Here is a 17,527-nt window from a genome sequence, read left to right on the forward strand (position 1 = left end):
CGCCTGGTCAAAGACCCTGTTTAGTCGCGATCCGCAAGAGTGACCTCAAGCCCGCCGACAAGATCGGACGACAGGTTGTAGATGAACGAACCGACGGTCGCCAAAGCTGTGAACAACACCACGTTCACGGCCCCGACCAACGCTGCGATTCCGAACACACCGCCGGCACTGATCTCGAACGAAGACTCGGTCTCGGTGTCGCTCGACACCAGGGTTCCGAAGGAGTTGTTGACCTGATCCCAGACGCCCATGCCGTCGAGGATGAGATACAACACACCGATCGCGATCATCCAGACGAAGAACGACGCCACCGACAGCACTGCCGACACCTTGAACGCGGCCCACGGGTCGATCCGGCGCAGCTGTACCGACGCACGCAGGGCTGCACCCACAGGACTGTGCGCCGGGACCGCTGAGATCGGCTGTATCGGCGCCGGAGCGGCTTCGGGATGGTGGATGGCATCGAGGTCCGGAAGATCGTCCTGGGCGAGATCCCGGCGATCGATGTTCCGAGTCGGGCCGTCGAGCAGTTTCGGTGCCGCGGTACCGGTGATCACCGGACGTTTGACGGTCTGCGGACCACTCCCCTGCCCTGGTGCGCCCGAACCCGAGGACGGACGCCCGGGAGGCGGCCCGGCCGGACCCCGACCCTGCGTCGGGACACCGGGAGGCTGCTGTGAGGCAACACCCGGAGGCGGTTGGCTGCCTGCCGGAGGCGGCGGCTTGCCCGGACCACCCGGCGGACCCTGAGGAGGTTGCTGACCCGGACCGGGAGCACCGCCCCCGCCACGCCGCCACGGCGGCACCCCACCCGGACCGGTACCTGTCGGACGACCCTGTACCGGTCCCGGTGGTGGCGGTGTCACCGGGTTCGCCTTCGTCTCATCGCCGCCGGTCTGTGCCTTGGTGGGACCTGTGTCGGGTCCCCGCGGCGGTTGATCCTGCACCGAGACGGCAGGCCGAACACCATTGGTCCCGGGAACAGGGGCCGGGGTGCCCGCCCCGTTCGACGAAGCCGGCTTTTGCACTGGCCCAGGGGTCCCGGCCGAGTCGCCTTCGGTGTTGGGTTCCGTGGGCTCATTGGGTGTGCTCATGCGTTCCTTTGCCTTCGGCTTCGTCTCGCGGAGCACTTCGCCTGCTCCGACCGTTCAGTGCAACAGCTCTCCTGGCCAACTTCTGGCCAGCAGGCCCGCTCTACTGCTCGACCGGTTCGTCCGGCAAGTCAGCGTTACGGGCAATAGCCAAGAGCGTAGTTCCTTCGTCCAGGTTCATCAGGCGGACGCCCTTGGTTTGGCGCCCGGCCTTGCGGACCTGACGGGCCGCGGTACGAATCACGCCGCCGCCCGAGGTGATCGCGTAGAGCTCACTGTCGTCGTCGACGATCAGTGCACCGACCAGCGCACCACGACGTTTGTCGTACTGGATGGTCAGAACACCCTTGCCGCCACGACCCTGCACCGGGTAATCGTCCATTGCGGTGCGCTTGGCGTAACCACCGGAAGTCGCCACCAGCAGATAGGTGCCCTCGCGGACCACGTTCAGCGACAACAACTGGTCCTCGTCGTTGAAGCGCATGCCCTGGACACCCGAGGTCTGCCGACCCATCGGCCGCAACGCATCATCGGTCGCGGAGAACCGGATGGATTGGCCCTTGGTCGACACCAGCAGGAGATCGTCCTCGGCACTGCACAACTGGGCACCGACGAGTTCGTCTTCGCCACGCAGGTTGATCGCGAAGATGCCGCCGGAACGGTTCGAATCGAAATCGACCAGACGGGACTTCTTGACCAGGCCGTTGAGCGTCGCCAGCACCAGGTACGGGGCATCCTCGTAGCTCTTGATCTGGATGACCTGAGCGATGCGCTCCTCGGGCTGGAAGGCCAGCAGGTTGGCGACATGCTGTCCGCGGGCGGTGCGGTTGGCCTCGGGGAGTTCGTATGCCTTCGCGCGGTAGACCCGGCCCTTGGTGGTGAAGAACAGGATCCAGTCGTGTGTGGAGCACACGAAGAAGTGCCGGACGATGTCGTCCTGCTTCAGCCCCGCGCCCTGCACGCCCTTGCCGCCACGCTTCTGGCTGCGGTACAGATCGGTTTTGGTGCGCTTGGCGTAACCGGTCTCGGTGATCGTGACCACGACGTCTTCACGGGCGATCAGATCCTCGTCCGAGACATCACCGTCTGCGGCAATGATTTTCGTCCGGCGCTCGTCGGCGAACTTTTCGACGATCTCGGCCAATTCGTCACGCACGATGGCGCGCTGACGCTCAGGCCTGGCGAGGATGTCCTGGTAATCGGCAATCTCGACTTCGATCTCCGCCAACTCGTCGACGATCTTCTGTCGCTCGAGGGCGGCGAGGCGCCGCAACTGCATCGCCAGGATCGCGTCGGCCTGGATCTCGTCGACGTCGAGCAGGTCGATCAATCCGGTACGGGCCAGATCAACCGTCTGTGAACGCCGGATGAGTGCAATCACTTCATCAAGTGCGTCAAGGGCTTTGACCAGACCACGCAGGATGTGGGCGCGCTCTTCGGCCTTGCGCAGGCGGTACCTGGTGCGCCGTACGATGACCTCGATCTGGTGGGCCACGTACAGCCGGATCATCCTGTCCAACCGCAGGGTTCGCGGTACGCCGTCGACGATGGACAACATGTTCACACCGAAACTGGTCTGCAGCTGACTGTGCTTGTAGAGGTTGTTCAGAACAACCTTGGCCACCGCGTCACGCCGCAGGGTGACCACGATGCGCATACCCACACGATCCGAAGACTCGTCATCAATCTTGCTGATGCCCTTGAGTTTTCCTTCGTTCACCTGCTCGGCGATCGACAGGATCATGTTGTCCGGGTTCACCTGGTACGGCAGTTCGGTGATGACGAGGGTGGTCGAGCCCTTGTTCTCTTCGATCTCCACGACACCGCGCATCCGCACACTGCCACGACCGGTGGTGTAGGCATCTCGAATACCCTGACCGCCCACGATGAGTCCCGAGGTGGGAAAGTCCGGTCCCTTGATGGCATCCATACACGCGGCGAGGGTGGTTTCCTCGTCGGCTTCGTAGTTGTCCAGGGCCCAGAAAATGGCGTTGGCCACTTCACCGAGGTTGTGCGGCGGGATGTTGGTGGCCATACCCACGGCGATACCACTCGAACCATTGATCAGCAGGTTCGGGATACGCGACGGCAATACCGTCGGTTCCTGAGTCTTGCCATCGTAGTTCGGCGTGAAATCGACTGTCTCCTCGGTGATGTCACGCAACATCTCCATGGCGAGCGGCGTCAGCCGCGCTTCGGTGTAACGCATGGCGGCGGCGCCGTCGTTGCCACGCGAACCGAAGTTGCCCTGGCCGTCGACGAGCGGGTAACGCATCGACCACGGCTGGGCCAGACGGACCAGCGCGTCGTAGATCGCGGTATCACCGTGGGGGTGATAGTTACCCATCGTCTCGGCGACCGGCTTGGCCGACTTGACGTAGCTGCGGTCCGGGCGGAATCCGGCGTCGTTCATGGCGTAGAGCAACCGGCGATGTACGGGCTTGAGGCCGTCGCGGACCTCGGGCAGGGCGCGGCCCACGATCACGCTCATCGCGTAATCGATGTAGCTGCGCTGCATCTCCTGCTGGATGTCTACCGGTTCGATGCGGTCGCCTTCGCCACTGTCGGGCGGCAAGGTGGTGTCGGTCATCGTTTCGCTTTCGTTGTATCAGGCTGGTGGGTGAGTGACGACGCCGGTCAGACGTCCAGGAAGCGAACGTCTTTCGCGTTGCGCGCGATGAAGCTGCGGCGCGCAACCACGTCCTCACCCATCAACACACTGAACAGCTCGTCGGCGGCTGCAGCGTCATCAAGTGTCACTTGACGGAGAACTCGGACCGCGGGATCCATCGTGGTTTCCCACAGTTCCTTCGCATTCATCTCGCCCAGACCTTTGTAGCGCTGGATGCCGTCTTCTTTGTTGATCTTCTTGCCGGCTTCAGCGCCTGCCTTGAGGAGTCCATCCCGCTCACGATCGGAATATGCGAACTCCGCAGGCGCACCCTTCTGCCACTTGAGCTTGTACAGCGGTGGCTGTGCCAGATAGACGTGGCCGTGCTCCACTAGCGGACGCATGAAGCGGAACAGCAGCGTCATCAGCAGGGTCGAGATGTGTTGTCCGTCAACGTCGGCGTCGGCCATCAGCACGATCTTGTGGTACCGGAGTTTGGAGATGTCGAACTCGTCGTGGATACCGGTGCCGAACGCTGTGATGATCGACTGGACCTCGGTGTTCTTGAGAACCCGGTCGATCCGCGCCTTCTCGACGTTGATGATCTTTCCGCGCAGCGGCAGAATCGCCTGGTACATCGAATCTCGACCGGATTTGGCGCTACCGCCGGCCGAGTCGCCCTCCACGATGTAGACCTCACACTTGCTGGGATCCTTGCTGCGGCAATCGGCAAGCTTGCCCGGCAGACCACCGATGTCGGTTGCGCTCTTGCGGCGCACCAACTCTCGCGCTTTTCGGGCGGCGAGACGAGCCTGTGCGGAATCGAGTGCCTTCTTGATGATGATCTTGGCCTCGGCGGGATTTGCCTCGAACCAGTGCGAGAGGTGTTCGTTGCTCACCTTCTGCACAAAGCTCTTGACCTCGGTGTTGCCGAGCTTGGTCTTGGTCTGGCCCTCGAACTGGGGATCGGCGACCTTCACGGAGATGACCGCGGCCAAACCCTCACGGATGTCATCACCGGTGAGTTTGCCGTCTTTTTCCTTCACCAGTTTCTTGTCCAGCGCGTAGCGGTTGACGGTGGTGGTCAGCGCGGCACGGAAACCCTCTTCGTGGGTACCACCCTCATGGGTGTTGATGGTGTTCGCGAAGGTGTGCACCGACTCGGCGTAGCCGTTGTTCCACTGCATGGCCACTTCGAGCTCGTGACCGGTTCCCTTGGCGGTGAAGCCGACGATCGACTGGTGGATCGCCTGCTTGGTCCGGTTCAGGTGCGCCACAAAGTCTTCCAGACCACCGGGGTAGTGATAGGTGCGGGTGCGCCTCTTCTTGCTGTGGACCTCGGGCTTGCCCTCGGCGTCGACCGGGACGTCGTCGGCGAGCTCGGTGTTCTCTGCCTCTTCGGCCAGTTCGTCTTCGGACTTGGGTGCCTCGGCGATGTCGACGTCGTCGGCATCACCGACCGCAACGGTGGCTGCACGCTCATCTGTCAGCGTGATGGTCAGACCCTTGTTGAGGAAGGCCATTTCCTGTAGTCGTCGGGCGATGGTGTCGAAGTTGTAGTCGGTGGTCTCGAAGATCGAGTCATCGGCCCAGTAGCGGACCAGGGTGCCGGTCTTCTTGGACGGCTCGCCCTTGACCAGTGGCTCCGGGATTGCGTTCTTGTAAGTCTGCGACCACGAATAGCCGTCACGCTGAATCTCGAGTTCGACTTTGGTCGAGAGCGCGTTGACCACCGAGATACCGACGCCGTGCAGACCACCGGAGACAGCGTAGGAATCGGAGTCGAACTTGCCACCGGCGTGCAACTGGGTCATGACGACCTCGACGGTGGGGACTCCGGTCTTGTGCATCTGAACCGGGATGCCACGGCCGTCGTCAACAACCTGAACGGCGCCATCGGCTCGCAGGGTGACATCGACACGCGTGGCGTATCCGGCCATCGCCTCATCGACAGAGTTGTCGACAACTTCCCAGATCAGATGGTGGAGTCCTCGCTCTCCGGTGGATCCGATATACATACCGGGCCGTTTCCGGACCGCCTCGAGACCCTCGAGGATGCTGATCGAGTCCGCACCGTATTCGCTGTTCCCCTTCTTCTTTGCCGGGGCTTTCTTTGCCGGTTCCGGGTTCTTCGCCGGATCCGAGGCTGCCGGTTGCTGGGGTTCGGTGCTGTCGGCCACGAGTGCGTCCGCTCCTTACATCGCCAATGATTCACCACGCAGCACGCACCCGGCAGTCACAGATGTCTGCCTGTTCCGGGGGTTCTCCACGCGGCGGTCTGCCCCGGTTCGGGGCAACTCTCTACATACTACTGGGTGAGGCGACAAGAGATAGCCCTGCCGCACCCCTCACGTCTCTTCTGGCGGAGTTTTTCGACAGAGTCCTAGTCTGACCGACAACTTTGGGGTCCAACGTTCGTTGCGACGGGTTTCTCGCCCTTTGCCGACATCGGCCCCGCTGCCGGTTCTATCCGTAGGTGTCCCGCGGTCCGCGGCCGCGTACGTGGCGCTCACCCTTACGCCAGGACGGAGCCTGCGGGCCGGTGATCCGCAGACTGGTCACCACATTGTCGCCAACCACCGCCGCGATCTTCGCGATGATCTGTGACTGGACCAACCGCAACTGGGTGGCCCAGGCCGTCGATTCAGCGGTTACATGCAAAACTTTGTCCTGCAATGCTTTTGGCTGAGCGTGCGATGAAATTTCTTCGCCGACGATGCGATCCCAGGACCCGAAAACGGTACCTTCGCTGATCTTGTCGCTCCAGCCGCGACGCCCGGCCAGACCGCCCACGAGCCGCCCGAACGGCTGCGGGTCGTACTGATCCGGTCCGGCACCGGTCCAGCCGCGACGGGTGGGTCGGCGTGATCCGGGCTTGCGGGCGGCCGGTGACGCCCGGCCCTGTCCAACCGATTTTCCGGCGGCCCGGGCCGCTGCGCGAGCATCTTCGAGCGCCTTGCGGGCCATGTCGTAGCCGCTCGGGGCCGGGTTTTTGTTGCCGGACTCACCACCCTGCGGCGTGTCGGCACCACCGGGAGGTCGATTCGAATCGCTCTCGCTCATCCCTGCACCACCAACTCTGACGTCCGGACACCTTCGGATTCGACGATGTTGACCGCAACGGTGCGGCCACCGATCTGCGTCGGGATGTCGTCTGCCACCGCCGCGGTGACCAACACCTGCTCGGCACCTTCGGCCACCTCGACCAGCTTCTCCCGGCGTTTGGCATCGAGTTCGGCGAACACATCGTCGAGCATGAGGACCGGTTCGACCCCGTCGGCACGGGCCAGTTCCACCGAACCCAGTCGCAGCGACAACGCCATCGACCACGATTCTCCGTGGCTGGCGAACCCCTTTGCGGGTTCATTGCCCAACATCAGATCGATGTCGTCGCGGTGGGGTCCGACCAGACAGACACCCCGTTCGATCTCTTTTTTACGCAGCATCGACAGATCGTTCAGCATCACTGCCTCGATGTACTCGAGGTCGGCCTTCTCCCCGTCGGCCGGGATGACATTCTCCGACACCGACGAACGATAGTGCAGCGATGCCGGCCGAGACTGCGGAGCGATCGTCGAATATGCCTGGCGCACATGAGGTCCGAGTTCAGCGACGAGATCTATTCGGGCCGCGGTGACCTGCGCCCCGTACTCGGCGAGCTGAGCATCCCAGACATCGAGCGTGCTGATGACCGAGTCGGCCTCGCCGCCACCCCGACGCAGCGCCGCCGACGCGGTCTTGAGTAGAGCGGCCCGCTGCCGCAGCACGCGATCGTAGTCGGCCTTGGCCGCCGCCCACCGGGGGCCACGAGCGGCGGTGAGTTCGTCGGCGAATCGTCGCCGCTCCCCCGGGTCGCCGCGCACCAGCGACAGGTCTTCCGGAGCGAACATCACGGTGCGCAGGATCCCCAGGATGTCCCGCGGACGACGGCGGGGTGCACCGTTGATCGCGGCCTTGTTGGCCTTGGACGCGACGATCAGCAGGTCAACTGTCAATTCCCGGCCGTCGTTTTCCACGGTCGCGGACAACCTGGCCTGCTCCGCACCAGACCTGATCAACGGCTGATCGGTGCTGACGCGATGCGATCGCAAGCCCGACAGGTAGTAAAGGGCCTCGAGTAGATTGGTCTTGCCAAATCCGTTTCTTCCGACGAAAAGCGTTGTGCCGGGCGTTAATTCGACTGACACATGTTCCCAGGAACGGAAATCATGCAGCGTCAGATTGCGGACATACACCTCGTCGGATCAACTCCCGGTCATGTCGTCGACCTCTGGACCACCGAGTGTCCACCGAACTGTTGACGCAGTGCCGAGACCGCCTTGAGGGCGGGCGAACCACCTTCTTGACGGGAACCGAAGCGGGCGAACAGGGCCGCGGAGATCACGTTGGCAGGCACCGAATGTTTGACCGCTTCCTCGACAGTCCATTTTCCTTCGCCGGAATCTGTTGTGTAGTCCGTCATTTCAGACAATCCGGGGTCCTCTTGGAGAGCTTTGACCAAGAGTTCGAGAAGCCACGAGCGCACCACGGTGCCGTTGGTCCAGGCACGGAGGGTTCCGGTGACGTCTTCGATGAGTGGTTCGGCGTCGAGTATTTCGTAGCCCTCGCCGTAGGCGTGCATCAGTCCGTATTCGATACCGTTGTGCACCATCTTGGCGTAATGCCCGGCGCCGACCTTGCCTGCATGGACGAATCCATCGGCACGTTCTCCTGGTGGGCGAAGCGCATCGAAGATGGGCATCGCCCTCTCCACATCTTCCTTCGCGCCACCGCACATCAATCCGTAGCCGTTCTCCAGACCCCAGACACCACCCGATACACCACAGTCGATGTACTTGATTCCGTTGGCGGCCAACAGTTCTGCATTGATTGCATCATCGGTGTATTTGGAGTTGCCGCCGTCGATGACCAGATCTCCCGGAGACAGGACATCGGCCAGTGCCCTCACTGTCGAGCGTGTCGGTTCACCCGCAGGCACCATCACCCACACGATCCGGGGAGCGGCGAGCGCACTGGCGAGTTCGGTGAGCGAGGCCACGTCCGAGACTTCCGGTCTCGGGTCGTAGCCCACCACTTCGATGCCGGCGTCGCGGACCCGGGTGCGCATGAAGCCACCCATCTTTCCCAGTCCCACCAAACCAATCTGCATGGTCGTCCCCATCTGTGTGCCGATCACGGTGCTCGCGGACAATCTCCGCCGGGCCGACGCTCATCGTCTGACTCGACTCTGTCTGCGCCTCCCTCATTCTGATCCGATTCGGTCAGGTCTGCGCAGATTCTCGCCCCGAACACCGTGTCAGCAGGCGACTCAGCCAGGCAGACGAACCGGCATCAGCAGGTATGTGTATTCGCTGTTCGGGGCGGCGTAGGCACCGTTGCCGTCAGGGGATGGCTCACTGTCGGCGCCCGGACGCAGCACGGCGGGCCGCGACGGGGTGGTGAACCCGAAGTCAACCGTCGACGAGTGCAGCGATCCCAGTCCGTCCAACAGATATCCGGGATTGAAGGCGATGGTGAGCGGTTCACCGTAGAACTTCACGTCGACCTGCTCCTCGGCGCGGCCGGCGTCATCGCCACCGGCGGTGAGAAGCACCGAATCCTCACCGAACTCGAGACGCACCTGGGCGCCACGCTCGGCGACAAGGGCCACACGCTTGATGGCCTCGGTCAGCGGCGCGATCTCGATCGACGCGACGGAGGTGTGAGTCGCGGGCAACAACTGCCGGAACTTCGGGAATTCGGCATCGAGGAGACGGGTGGTTGTCCGTCGTCCGGAACCGACGATGCCCAGAAGGCCGTCGGCACCGATGCTGCCACCGGAACCGAATGCCAAACCCACAGCAGAGCTGCCGTCGGCTCCTGCGGTTTTTGCCGCTTCCGACAACGTCTTGGCCGGGACCAGGACCGCGGAGGTCGTGTCGGGGACCTCAGGGGTCCAGGTGAGCTCTCGGACAGCGAGCCGGAACCTGTCAGTGGCCGCCAGGACAACCTTCGTGCCGTCGATCTCGAGCCGGATTCCGGTGAGCATCGGCAACGTGTCGTCGCGGCCGGCTGCGATGGCAACCTGCGTGATTGCCTCGGAGAAGACATCCGCCGGGATCGATCCGGTCTTGTCGGGAACGTCCGGGAGCTGGGGGTAATCCTCGACGGGCATCGTGGGCAGCGAGAACTTTGCACTACCGCAGACGATCGCAACGCGGGTGCCGTCGAGCTGGACGTCGACCGGTTTGGCGGGCAGGGCACGGGTGATGTCGGCCAACAATTTGCCCGAGACGAGGACCTGGCCCTCATCAGCGACCTCCGCTGACACGTTGACCTGCGCAGATACCTCAAAATCGAATCCCGATACGGAAAGACCCGCATCGGTCACGGTCAGCAGGACTCCACCGAGCACCGGAACCGGCGGTCGGCTGGGCAGACTGCGCGCAACCCACGCGACCGAATCTGCAAACTCGTCACGAGTCACCCGAAACTTCATAGTCTCCAGCTTGCCCTTCTTGATTGAACTTTCCGATGCGCATCAGGTTGCCTGCGGACGCAGAACATCCGACGAGCGCAGGCGTCAGGGTCTCCACTCTAAGGCGGATCCCAAGTATTCGGTGCCGATGGGGGTGCTCGAAGACATCGACCGATGGTTTGCCGGCAGCGCGTGTGGAGCAGTTTGTGCACAGCACTGCTTTTAAAGAGTTTTGTTGATAGATAAATTCTTATTCGTAGTAGGCGCTGTGAATTTGTGGACAGGTACCAAATTTGCCAGGTGAGGACGGCTGAGGGGCTGGTAGCGAATTCTTGGCGACTGGTGGACCAACATGGCCGGCATGTGCACAGACCTCGGAGTTTGTGGAAACGTCCACCGCTTATCCACAGAAATTCGGAGTTATCCACGGAGTTGTACACAGGCTGGCGGCGACGCGGCGGACGCCGATTTGTGAGATCGCACGGATCCAAAGTCTCGACCAGAGGTTGAGGGTGTGGTGGTTTGGACGCGTCGTGCGTCCGTTTGATGACTGCTCCCGACGACGGTTGAACCAGGCGCTCACGTGCCGCAGACCGTGGGCCCGGGGGCGCACAACAAAACAGTGGGCGGCCATCAGGCCGCCCACTGTGGGGTCTTCTCTGTAGTGCTGTTGTCTAGCGACGTGAGCGCTGTTTGATCCGCGCGGTCAGTTCCTGCACCTGGTCGTAGACGCGCCTGCGCTCGGCCATTTCCTTACGGATCTTCTTGTCGGCATACATGACGGTTGTGTGGTCACGGTCGAAGGTCTCACCGATCTTCGGCAGTGAGAGGTCCGTGAGCTCACGACAGAGGTACATGGCGATCTGACGGGCCTGCGCGATGGACCGGGTCTTACCGGGTCCGCGGAGTTCCTCGAGACTGATGTCGAAGTACTCGGCGTTGACGGCGAGGATTGTGGCTGCGGTGATCTCCAGGCTTGCCGAGTCCGGTAGCAGGGCTTGGAGCACCACATCGGCCAGCGCGGTGTCGAGTTCAGAGTGATTCAACGAGGCGAACGCCGTGACGCGGATCAGCGCACCTTCGAGTTCTCGGATGTTCCGCTCGATCTTCGAGGCGATCAGCTCGAGCACATCGTCGGGTACCCGGATCTGATCCATCTGCGCCTTCTTGCGCAAGATGGCGATTCGGGTCTCGAGCTCCGGCGGCTGAACATCGGTGATCAGACCCCATTCGAAGCGGGTACGGAGTCGATCTTCAAGTGTTGCAAGCTGTTTGGGAGGCCGATCGGACGAAACGACGATCTGCTTGTTCGCGTTGTGCAGGGTGTTGAAGGTATGGAAGAACTCTTCCTGGATACCTTCTTTGCCTTCCAGGAACTGGATGTCGTCGACGAGCAGCACATCCATGTCGCGGTACCGGCGCTTGAATGCAACCCGGCGGTCATCACGAAGCGAGTTGATGAAGTCGTTGGTGAACTCTTCGGTGGAGACGTACTTCACCCGCATACCGGGGAACAGTCGCTGCGCGTAGTGACCGGCGGCATGCAGCAGATGTGTCTTGCCCAGTCCCGATTCACCCCAGATGAACAGCGGATTGTATGCGCGGGCCGGAGCCTCGGCGATGGCCACGGCCGCGGCGTGCGCGAAGCGGTTGGAGGCGCCGATGACGAAGGTGTCGAAGGTGTACTTCGAGTTCAGGCTCGAGTCGGCGCTCGAATCCGACTTCGACGATGCCGCGGAGAAATACCCGGACCACTCGGCGGCCCCGGTGCGACCGAGATCACGGTCGCGGGAGGCGAAGGTCTCGGGAGGGAGCGGCGGTACGGATTGCAGATACCGGCCGTCACCCTCTTCGGCGCGTACGCCTGCGGGTCCCGCGGGGTCTGTCGGAACCTGACCGGGTCCGGCGGGTCCTGGCGGGACGGACCCGGGACCGACTGCCGGCTGCCCGGCAGACTTTTTGTTCTCGGCCCGCTCGGATTTCGCCCGATCGGCCTCATAAGGATCGAAGAGGGTGTCGGCGGCGGCGATCGGGTCGATCCGCACACCCAGGTCGACGGAATAGCCCAGATGCCGGCTCAGCGCGGTCACGATCGGCTCGCGTAGTCCGCGTTCGATCTGTTCCTGCACACGCTGGGTCGGAACGGTCAGAAGTGCAAAGCCCTCGGCAAGCGTCAACGGGCGGACCAGCGAGAGCCAGGCCTTCTGTTGTTTCGAGAGTGGAAGTCGGTTTCCGGTGCTGTCATCGTTGAGCTCGGTAACGACTTTGTTCCAGATCACCGTGAAAGAATCGTGATCGGAATCGGCTGGCATGGTCATCCCTCCTGGTGGTTCGTCACCAATTGTCCACACCGTTATCCACAGGTGTGGAACAACAGCGAGACAACAACGAACCCCAGATGGGTGATCGCGATTCCGCCCCGGGTGGATAGCTTCGGTGAAGTTAACAGACATTGGTCAGGGGTCACAACCGAAAACCACATGTTGCAGGTAAAGGCAAGAATCCGTCGGTCTGAGGCGTGTCGATCGTCGATATCGCAGGTCGGGGGCGGTTCGGCACTTTCTCCGGCGGTTTGACCCGCCCGCCCGTCATCAGTAGTCTCGAACGGTCGCCAAACGTCGATTCCGGCTGCGGTGAGCGAACCCGTACAAAGGTAGCTTGCTCGTCCGATGCTTCGAGGTAGCGAACAGACCACCGATTAACAAGCTGGGCTCAAATTGTGTAAGCGAGCCCATCACCATGAGGAGATTTGGCCGTGGCCAAGGGCAAGCGGACTTTCCAACCAAACAACCGTCGTCGTTCACGTGTGCACGGCTTCCGGTTGCGTATGCGTACCCGCGCTGGACGCGCGATCGTCAATGCACGTCGCGGCAAGGGACGCTCGAGCTTGACGGCCTGAGTCGGCACGGAACCGCAGCCCGCGTAGCAGGCCGCAGCAACTCGTGTTGGCTCCGCCCAACCGGATCACCCGGCGATCGGACTTCACCCGCACTCTGAAAAATGGGGTGCGGGTTGGTCGGCGTGATGTGGTTGCGCATGTTTACAGGCCGTCGCACCCGGATTTTGTCACCACCGGCGGACCACGAATCGGATTGATCGTGGGCAAGACGGTGGGCAATTCCGTGACCCGTCACGCGGTGTCACGCCGGCTGCGTGCGGCCTGCCGGTCGTTGCTCGCCCAGTGCGAGCCGACCACAATGGTGGTTGTCCGGGCGTTGCCCGGTAGTGCCACCTGTTCGGAGCCAGAGTTGGAACAGCAACTTGTCAGTGCATTGAGTAAGGCGCAACGCCGTATCGAATCGACTGCGTGATGAGCGCGGCAGCGGGTTTTCGTCACGTGGTGGCGATGTGGCCGCGCCGGGCTGTCATCTTCCTGATCGAGCTCTATCGCACATGGGTCTCCCCCATGCGGTTGCCGACCTGCCGTTTTGAACCCAGCTGTAGTACCTACGCCGTCGAGGCGCTGACCGAGTTCGGATTCTTCCGAGGCGGTCTGCTGTCCATCGTGCGGCTTGCGAAATGTGGACCCTGGCACAAACCGGGCTACGACCCGATCCCGGAGCACCGCGCTGAACCCGATGATTATGCGACATCGGGCAGCGAACAGGATCTGGACCGATCTTCTTCGGCTGCAGAGCCGAATTGTGTTGTAACAGTGAGGAACTGACGACGTGCTCGATTTCATTTACTGGCCGGTTTCGGCAATCATGTGGGTGTGGCACTGGCTGTTCAGCCAGGTCCTGCCAGATACTCCGGGCTGGGACGGCATTTCGTGGGCGCTCTCCGTCATCTTCCTGGTCTTCACCCTTCGCGCCATCCTGTACAAGCCATTTGTGAAGCAGATCCGCACCACGCGGAAGATGCAAGAGATCCAGCCGCAGATGCAGGCGATCCGCAAAAAGTACGGCAAAGACCGGGTCAAGATGACCGAGGAGATGCAGAAGCTCCAGAAGGAACACGGGTTCAACCCACTCCTGGGCTGCCTCCCGATGCTGGCGCAGATCCCGGTGTTCATCGGTCTGTTCCACGTGTTGCGCTCGTTCAACCGGATGGGCACCGGTTTCGGTCAGTTGGGTATGACGGCCGAAGAGACCCGGAACACCGCCAACTACATCTTCAGTCCTGAACTCGTTCAGAACTTCCTCGACGCCCGTCTGTTCGGTGTGCCGCTGTCGGCCGCAATCAGCCAGCCCGAGACCGAATGGGTGGCGTTCAGCGCCAACGGGGTCATCGACTTCACCCGCGCGAACATCATCATGTTGGTGATCCCCCTGGTCATCATCTCCTCCATTGCGACGCACATGAACTCTCGCGCCTCCGTGGCACGCCAGAGCGAAGCGGCGATGGAGAATCCGCAGACGCGGATCATGAACAAGCTCGCGCTCTACGTCTTCCCCCTGGGCATCCTGGTGTCCGGTGCCTTCTTCCCCGTCGCGATCCTCCTTTACTGGGTCTCGAACAACCTCTGGACCTACGGACAGCAGCACCTCGTCTTCGGTCGGATCGAAAAGGAAGAAGAAGAAGAGAAGGCTGCGAAGCTGGAGAAGCGGTCGCAGAATGCACCGAAACCCGGCGCCAAGCCGGCTGTGTCCGCCAAGCCGAAGCCGGGTGCAAAGCCCGTTGCCAAGGGTAAGGCGGCCGACACCGCCAAGGTAGACGCTGTCGATCTGTCCAAGGGTGACTCAGACACCGACGATGATGAGATCGTCGCGGACGACAGCAAGACTGCGGCCAAGGATTCTCCGGGTGTCAAGAAGACTCCCGACAAGACCAAGGCCGCCGGCTCCCCCGCTTCGAACAATGCGAAGAAGCCTGCCGGTGGACGCCCGAGCGGTAACCAACCACGACGTAAGAAAAGGCGCTGACACAATGCGCGGTCAGCTCCCCGGAAGAGTACAAAGCGAGGTATTGCGATGAGTGCAGAGACCAAAGACGTCGCTGTCGAAGACGTGAACGATGAGACTGCTGCCGATGACACTGCCACCGAGGATTCGGCGTCGGATGAGCCGGAGATGTCCGATGAGGAGCGATTGGTAGAAGAAGGCGAAATCGCCGGCGACTACCTCGAGCAGCTCCTCGACGTCCTCGATTTCGACGGGGACATCGACCTTGATGTCGACGGGGATCGGGCGATCGTCAGCATCGACGGTGGATCCGATCTCGTGAAGCTGGTCGGCAAGAACGGTGAGATCCTCGATGCGCTCCAGGAGCTGACACGGCTCGCGGTGCAGCGCACCACCGGTGATCGCAGTCGGCTCATGCTGGACGTGGCTCGGTGGCGTGCTGATCGTCGGGAGCGGTTGGCCAAGCTGGGTACCGAGGTTTCCGAGCGTGTCCTCGAGACCGGTGAGCGCGAGACCCTCGACGCCATGTCCCCCTTCGAGCGCAAGATCGTCCACGACGCGGTCGCCGCTGTCGACGGTGTGTACTCCGAGAGCGAAGGCACCGAGCCCAACCGCCGTGTTGTAGTGCTCAAGTCCTGATCTTCCAGTGTTTGATGCAATGGGCCCCGGCGGTTTCGCCGGGGCCCATTGCGTTGTCGATGTTTGGTGCTGCACTAGTTACACCGATGTAGTTTGCTCGTCCGCGTTCGGTGCCCCGCACCAAGAACGCGGTGATGTTTCACGTGAAACGGAGGATGACGTTGTCAGCAGAGTTTGATGGTCCCGAGGGTGAGAAGACGTTGGCTGCCGCTCAAGCGGTGTTCGGTGAACGCTTACCGCTCGCAGAACGATATTGGTCGAGCTTGGCCGGCGCCGGGGTTGAGCGCGGGCTGATCGGACCGCGGGAAGTGGACCGGCTGTGGATCCGTCACGTGTTGAATTGCGCCGTGATCGGAGACCTCCTGACCGACGGCGAGAATGTGGTTGATATCGGCAGCGGTGCCGGCTTGCCGGGTGTGGCCGTGGCGATAGCCAAGCCGACGGTGCGGATGACATTGGTCGAGCCGCTGTTGCGCCGTGCGACCTTTCTGGAGGAAGTCATCGAGGAGCTCGGTCTGGATGTGCAAGTCGTCCGCGGGCGTGCCGAGGAAAAGACGGTCAAGAAGATTGTCGGGGGTGCCGATGTCGTGACCTCGCGAGCGGTTGCCCCTCTGGACCGGTTGGCCAAGTGGTGCGTTCCCCTACTGCGGCCCGGCGGCCGACTGATGGCGATCAAGGGATCGTCGGCTGCGGACGAGATTTCCGAGCACCAGGGAACCCTGGGGCGAATCGGACTGTCCAACCTTCATGTCGAGACATGTGGTTCTGGGATACTCGAAACGCCGACAACAGTTGTTGTTGCCACTCGAATTGGTGGACGTCGGTGACAGAGCGCAGAATGTTCGGTAGGCGTAGCCGAAGGAGCGATAGCGTGTCCAATGAACCGAATGTTTCACGTGAAACGGTTTCACGTGAAACCACCGGATATGAGGCCAGACCCCAACCCCACTACGACACCCCTATTGCCGCGGCGGCCGAGCGTGCCAGCCGGGTACTGACGCCGGGAGGTTCGGGTTCCCTCCCCCGCCCCGCGCGCACTCGGATCATCACGATCGCCAACCAGAAGGGCGGCGTCGGCAAAACCACCACGGCGGTCAATCTGGCGGCAGCGTTGGCGGTCCACCAGCTCCGGGTCCTGGTGATCGATCTCGATCCCCAGGGCAACGCGAGTACGGCGCTCGGTGTGGATCACCGTTCGGGCGTTCCGTCGGTGTACGAGCTCCTTATCGGTGAGGTCGATTTCGCAGACACCATCGTCCAGAGCTCCAGTAACGAGAATCTCTTCTGTGTCCCGGCGACACTGGATCTGGCCGGCGCCGAGATCGAGTTGGTGTCGATGGTGGCCCGTGAGAATCGCCTCCGGAATGCACTCGACCGCGAGACGCTCGATCGCTATGACTTCGACTTCGTCCTGATCGACTGCCCGCCGTCCCTCGGCCTGCTGACGATCAACGCGATGGTCGCGGCCCAAGAGGTCCTGATCCCGATCCAGTGCGAGTACTACGCTCTCGAGGGCGTGAGTCAGTTGCTCTCGAACATCAACTTGGTGCAGGCCCATCTGAACCCCGCGTTGCATGTGTCGACCGTGGTCCTGACGATGTATGACGGCCGGACGAAGCTTGCCGATCAGGTCGCTGAGAGCGTCCGTGCGCACTTCGGTGACCGAGTGCTCAACGCCGTCATTCCACGCAGCGTGAAGGTCTCTGAGGCCCCGGGATACGGCAGCACGATCATCGAGTACGACCCGGGTTCACGTGGAGCAATGAGTTACCTGGACGCCGGTCGTGAATTGGCGTTGCGATCTGAACGAGAAGATGTGGAGGGCCGGCAGTGACCGACAACAAGAACTCTGCGAAAGCGAACCCCGCGAAAGCAACGGGCGCCG

The 17,527-nt window shown here is 62.2% G+C and carries 15 protein-coding genes; 7 read left to right on the forward strand and 8 right to left on the reverse strand.

The window, feature by feature from the left end:
- Nucleotides 1-20: 20 nt before the first annotated feature.
- The 8 genes from AC1D75_RS03185 to dnaA all read right to left on the reverse strand — a co-directional run bounded on the left by AC1D75_RS03185 (nt 21) and on the right by dnaA (nt 12,471).
- Nucleotides 21-1,094 (reverse strand): DUF3566 domain-containing protein, encoded by a 1,074-nt coding sequence (locus AC1D75_RS03185; RefSeq protein ID WP_495513862.1) that lies wholly within the window; start codon nt 1,092-1,094, stop codon nt 21-23.
- 100 nt (nt 1,095-1,194) lie between these two features.
- On the reverse strand, nt 1,195-3,681 hold the full coding sequence (gyrA, locus tag AC1D75_RS03190) for a DNA gyrase subunit A (protein ID WP_495513863.1): 2,487 nt from the start codon (nt 3,679-3,681) through the stop codon (nt 1,195-1,197).
- Nucleotides 3,682-3,728: 47 nt separating this feature from the next.
- The gene (gene gyrB / locus AC1D75_RS03195; protein ID WP_495515962.1) at nt 3,729-5,765 is read right to left on the reverse strand and encodes a DNA topoisomerase (ATP-hydrolyzing) subunit B; all 2,037 of its coding nucleotides are present in this window, start codon (nt 5,763-5,765) and stop codon (nt 3,729-3,731) included.
- 403 nt (nt 5,766-6,168) lie between these two features.
- Entirely contained in the window at nt 6,169-6,765 is a 597-nt protein-coding gene (locus tag AC1D75_RS03200) for a DUF721 family protein (protein ID WP_495513864.1), read from the reverse strand.
- Complete coding sequence (recF, locus tag AC1D75_RS03205) at nt 6,762-7,937, reverse strand: DNA replication/repair protein RecF (RefSeq protein ID WP_495513865.1); 1,176 nt, start codon at nt 7,935-7,937, stop codon at nt 6,762-6,764. The genes AC1D75_RS03200 and recF overlap by 4 nt, the downstream gene beginning before the upstream one ends.
- A 20-nt stretch (nt 7,938-7,957) precedes the next feature.
- Nucleotides 7,958-8,851: a phosphogluconate dehydrogenase (NAD(+)-dependent, decarboxylating) gene (gene gnd, locus AC1D75_RS03210; protein ID WP_495513866.1), complete on the reverse strand. Its 894-nt coding sequence runs from the start codon at nt 8,849-8,851 to the stop codon at nt 7,958-7,960.
- A gap of 159 nt (nt 8,852-9,010) precedes the next feature.
- On the reverse strand, nt 9,011-10,180 hold the full coding sequence (gene dnaN, locus AC1D75_RS03215; RefSeq protein ID WP_495513867.1) for a DNA polymerase III subunit beta: 1,170 nt from the start codon (nt 10,178-10,180) through the stop codon (nt 9,011-9,013).
- Nucleotides 10,181-10,833: 653 nt separating this feature from the next.
- Nucleotides 10,834-12,471, reverse strand: coding sequence for a chromosomal replication initiator protein DnaA (dnaA, locus tag AC1D75_RS03220; protein ID WP_495513868.1), 1,638 nt, complete (start codon nt 12,469-12,471; stop codon nt 10,834-10,836).
- Between the two features lie 443 nt (nt 12,472-12,914).
- Between dnaA and rpmH the strand changes: the two genes are divergently transcribed.
- The 7 genes from rpmH to AC1D75_RS03255 all read left to right on the forward strand — a co-directional run bounded on the left by rpmH (nt 12,915) and on the right by AC1D75_RS03255 (nt 17,476).
- Nucleotides 12,915-13,058 (forward strand): 50S ribosomal protein L34, encoded by a 144-nt coding sequence (gene rpmH, locus AC1D75_RS03225; protein WP_495513869.1) that lies wholly within the window; start codon nt 12,915-12,917, stop codon nt 13,056-13,058.
- A 43-nt stretch (nt 13,059-13,101) separates the two neighbouring features.
- The gene (gene rnpA, locus AC1D75_RS03230; protein ID WP_495513870.1) at nt 13,102-13,470 is read left to right on the forward strand and encodes a ribonuclease P protein component; all 369 of its coding nucleotides are present in this window, start codon (nt 13,102-13,104) and stop codon (nt 13,468-13,470) included.
- Nucleotides 13,470-13,826 carry a membrane protein insertion efficiency factor YidD gene (gene yidD, locus AC1D75_RS03235; protein ID WP_495513871.1) on the forward strand — a complete coding sequence of 119 codons (357 nt, stop codon included), beginning with the start codon at nt 13,470-13,472 and terminating at the stop codon, nt 13,824-13,826. Before rnpA ends, yidD begins: the two co-directional genes overlap by 1 nt.
- Nucleotides 13,827-13,830: 4 nt before the next feature.
- On the forward strand, nt 13,831-15,024 hold the full coding sequence (yidC, locus tag AC1D75_RS03240; protein WP_495513872.1) for a membrane protein insertase YidC: 1,194 nt from the start codon (nt 13,831-13,833) through the stop codon (nt 15,022-15,024).
- Between the two features lie 48 nt (nt 15,025-15,072).
- Nucleotides 15,073-15,642 carry a Jag family protein gene (locus AC1D75_RS03245; protein WP_495513873.1) on the forward strand — a complete coding sequence of 190 codons (570 nt, stop codon included), beginning with the start codon at nt 15,073-15,075 and terminating at the stop codon, nt 15,640-15,642.
- 134 nt (nt 15,643-15,776) lie between these two features.
- The gene (gene rsmG / locus AC1D75_RS03250) at nt 15,777-16,469 is read left to right on the forward strand and encodes a 16S rRNA (guanine(527)-N(7))-methyltransferase RsmG (protein ID WP_495515963.1); all 693 of its coding nucleotides are present in this window, start codon (nt 15,777-15,779) and stop codon (nt 16,467-16,469) included.
- Nucleotides 16,470-16,480: 11 nt separating this feature from the next.
- Nucleotides 16,481-17,476, forward strand: a complete 996-nt coding sequence (locus tag AC1D75_RS03255) for a ParA family protein (protein ID WP_495515964.1) — start codon at nt 16,481-16,483, stop codon at nt 17,474-17,476.
- The last annotated feature ends 51 nt before the right edge of the window (nt 17,477-17,527 follow it).

This window comes from Williamsia sp. Y712 (assembly GCF_059445525.1).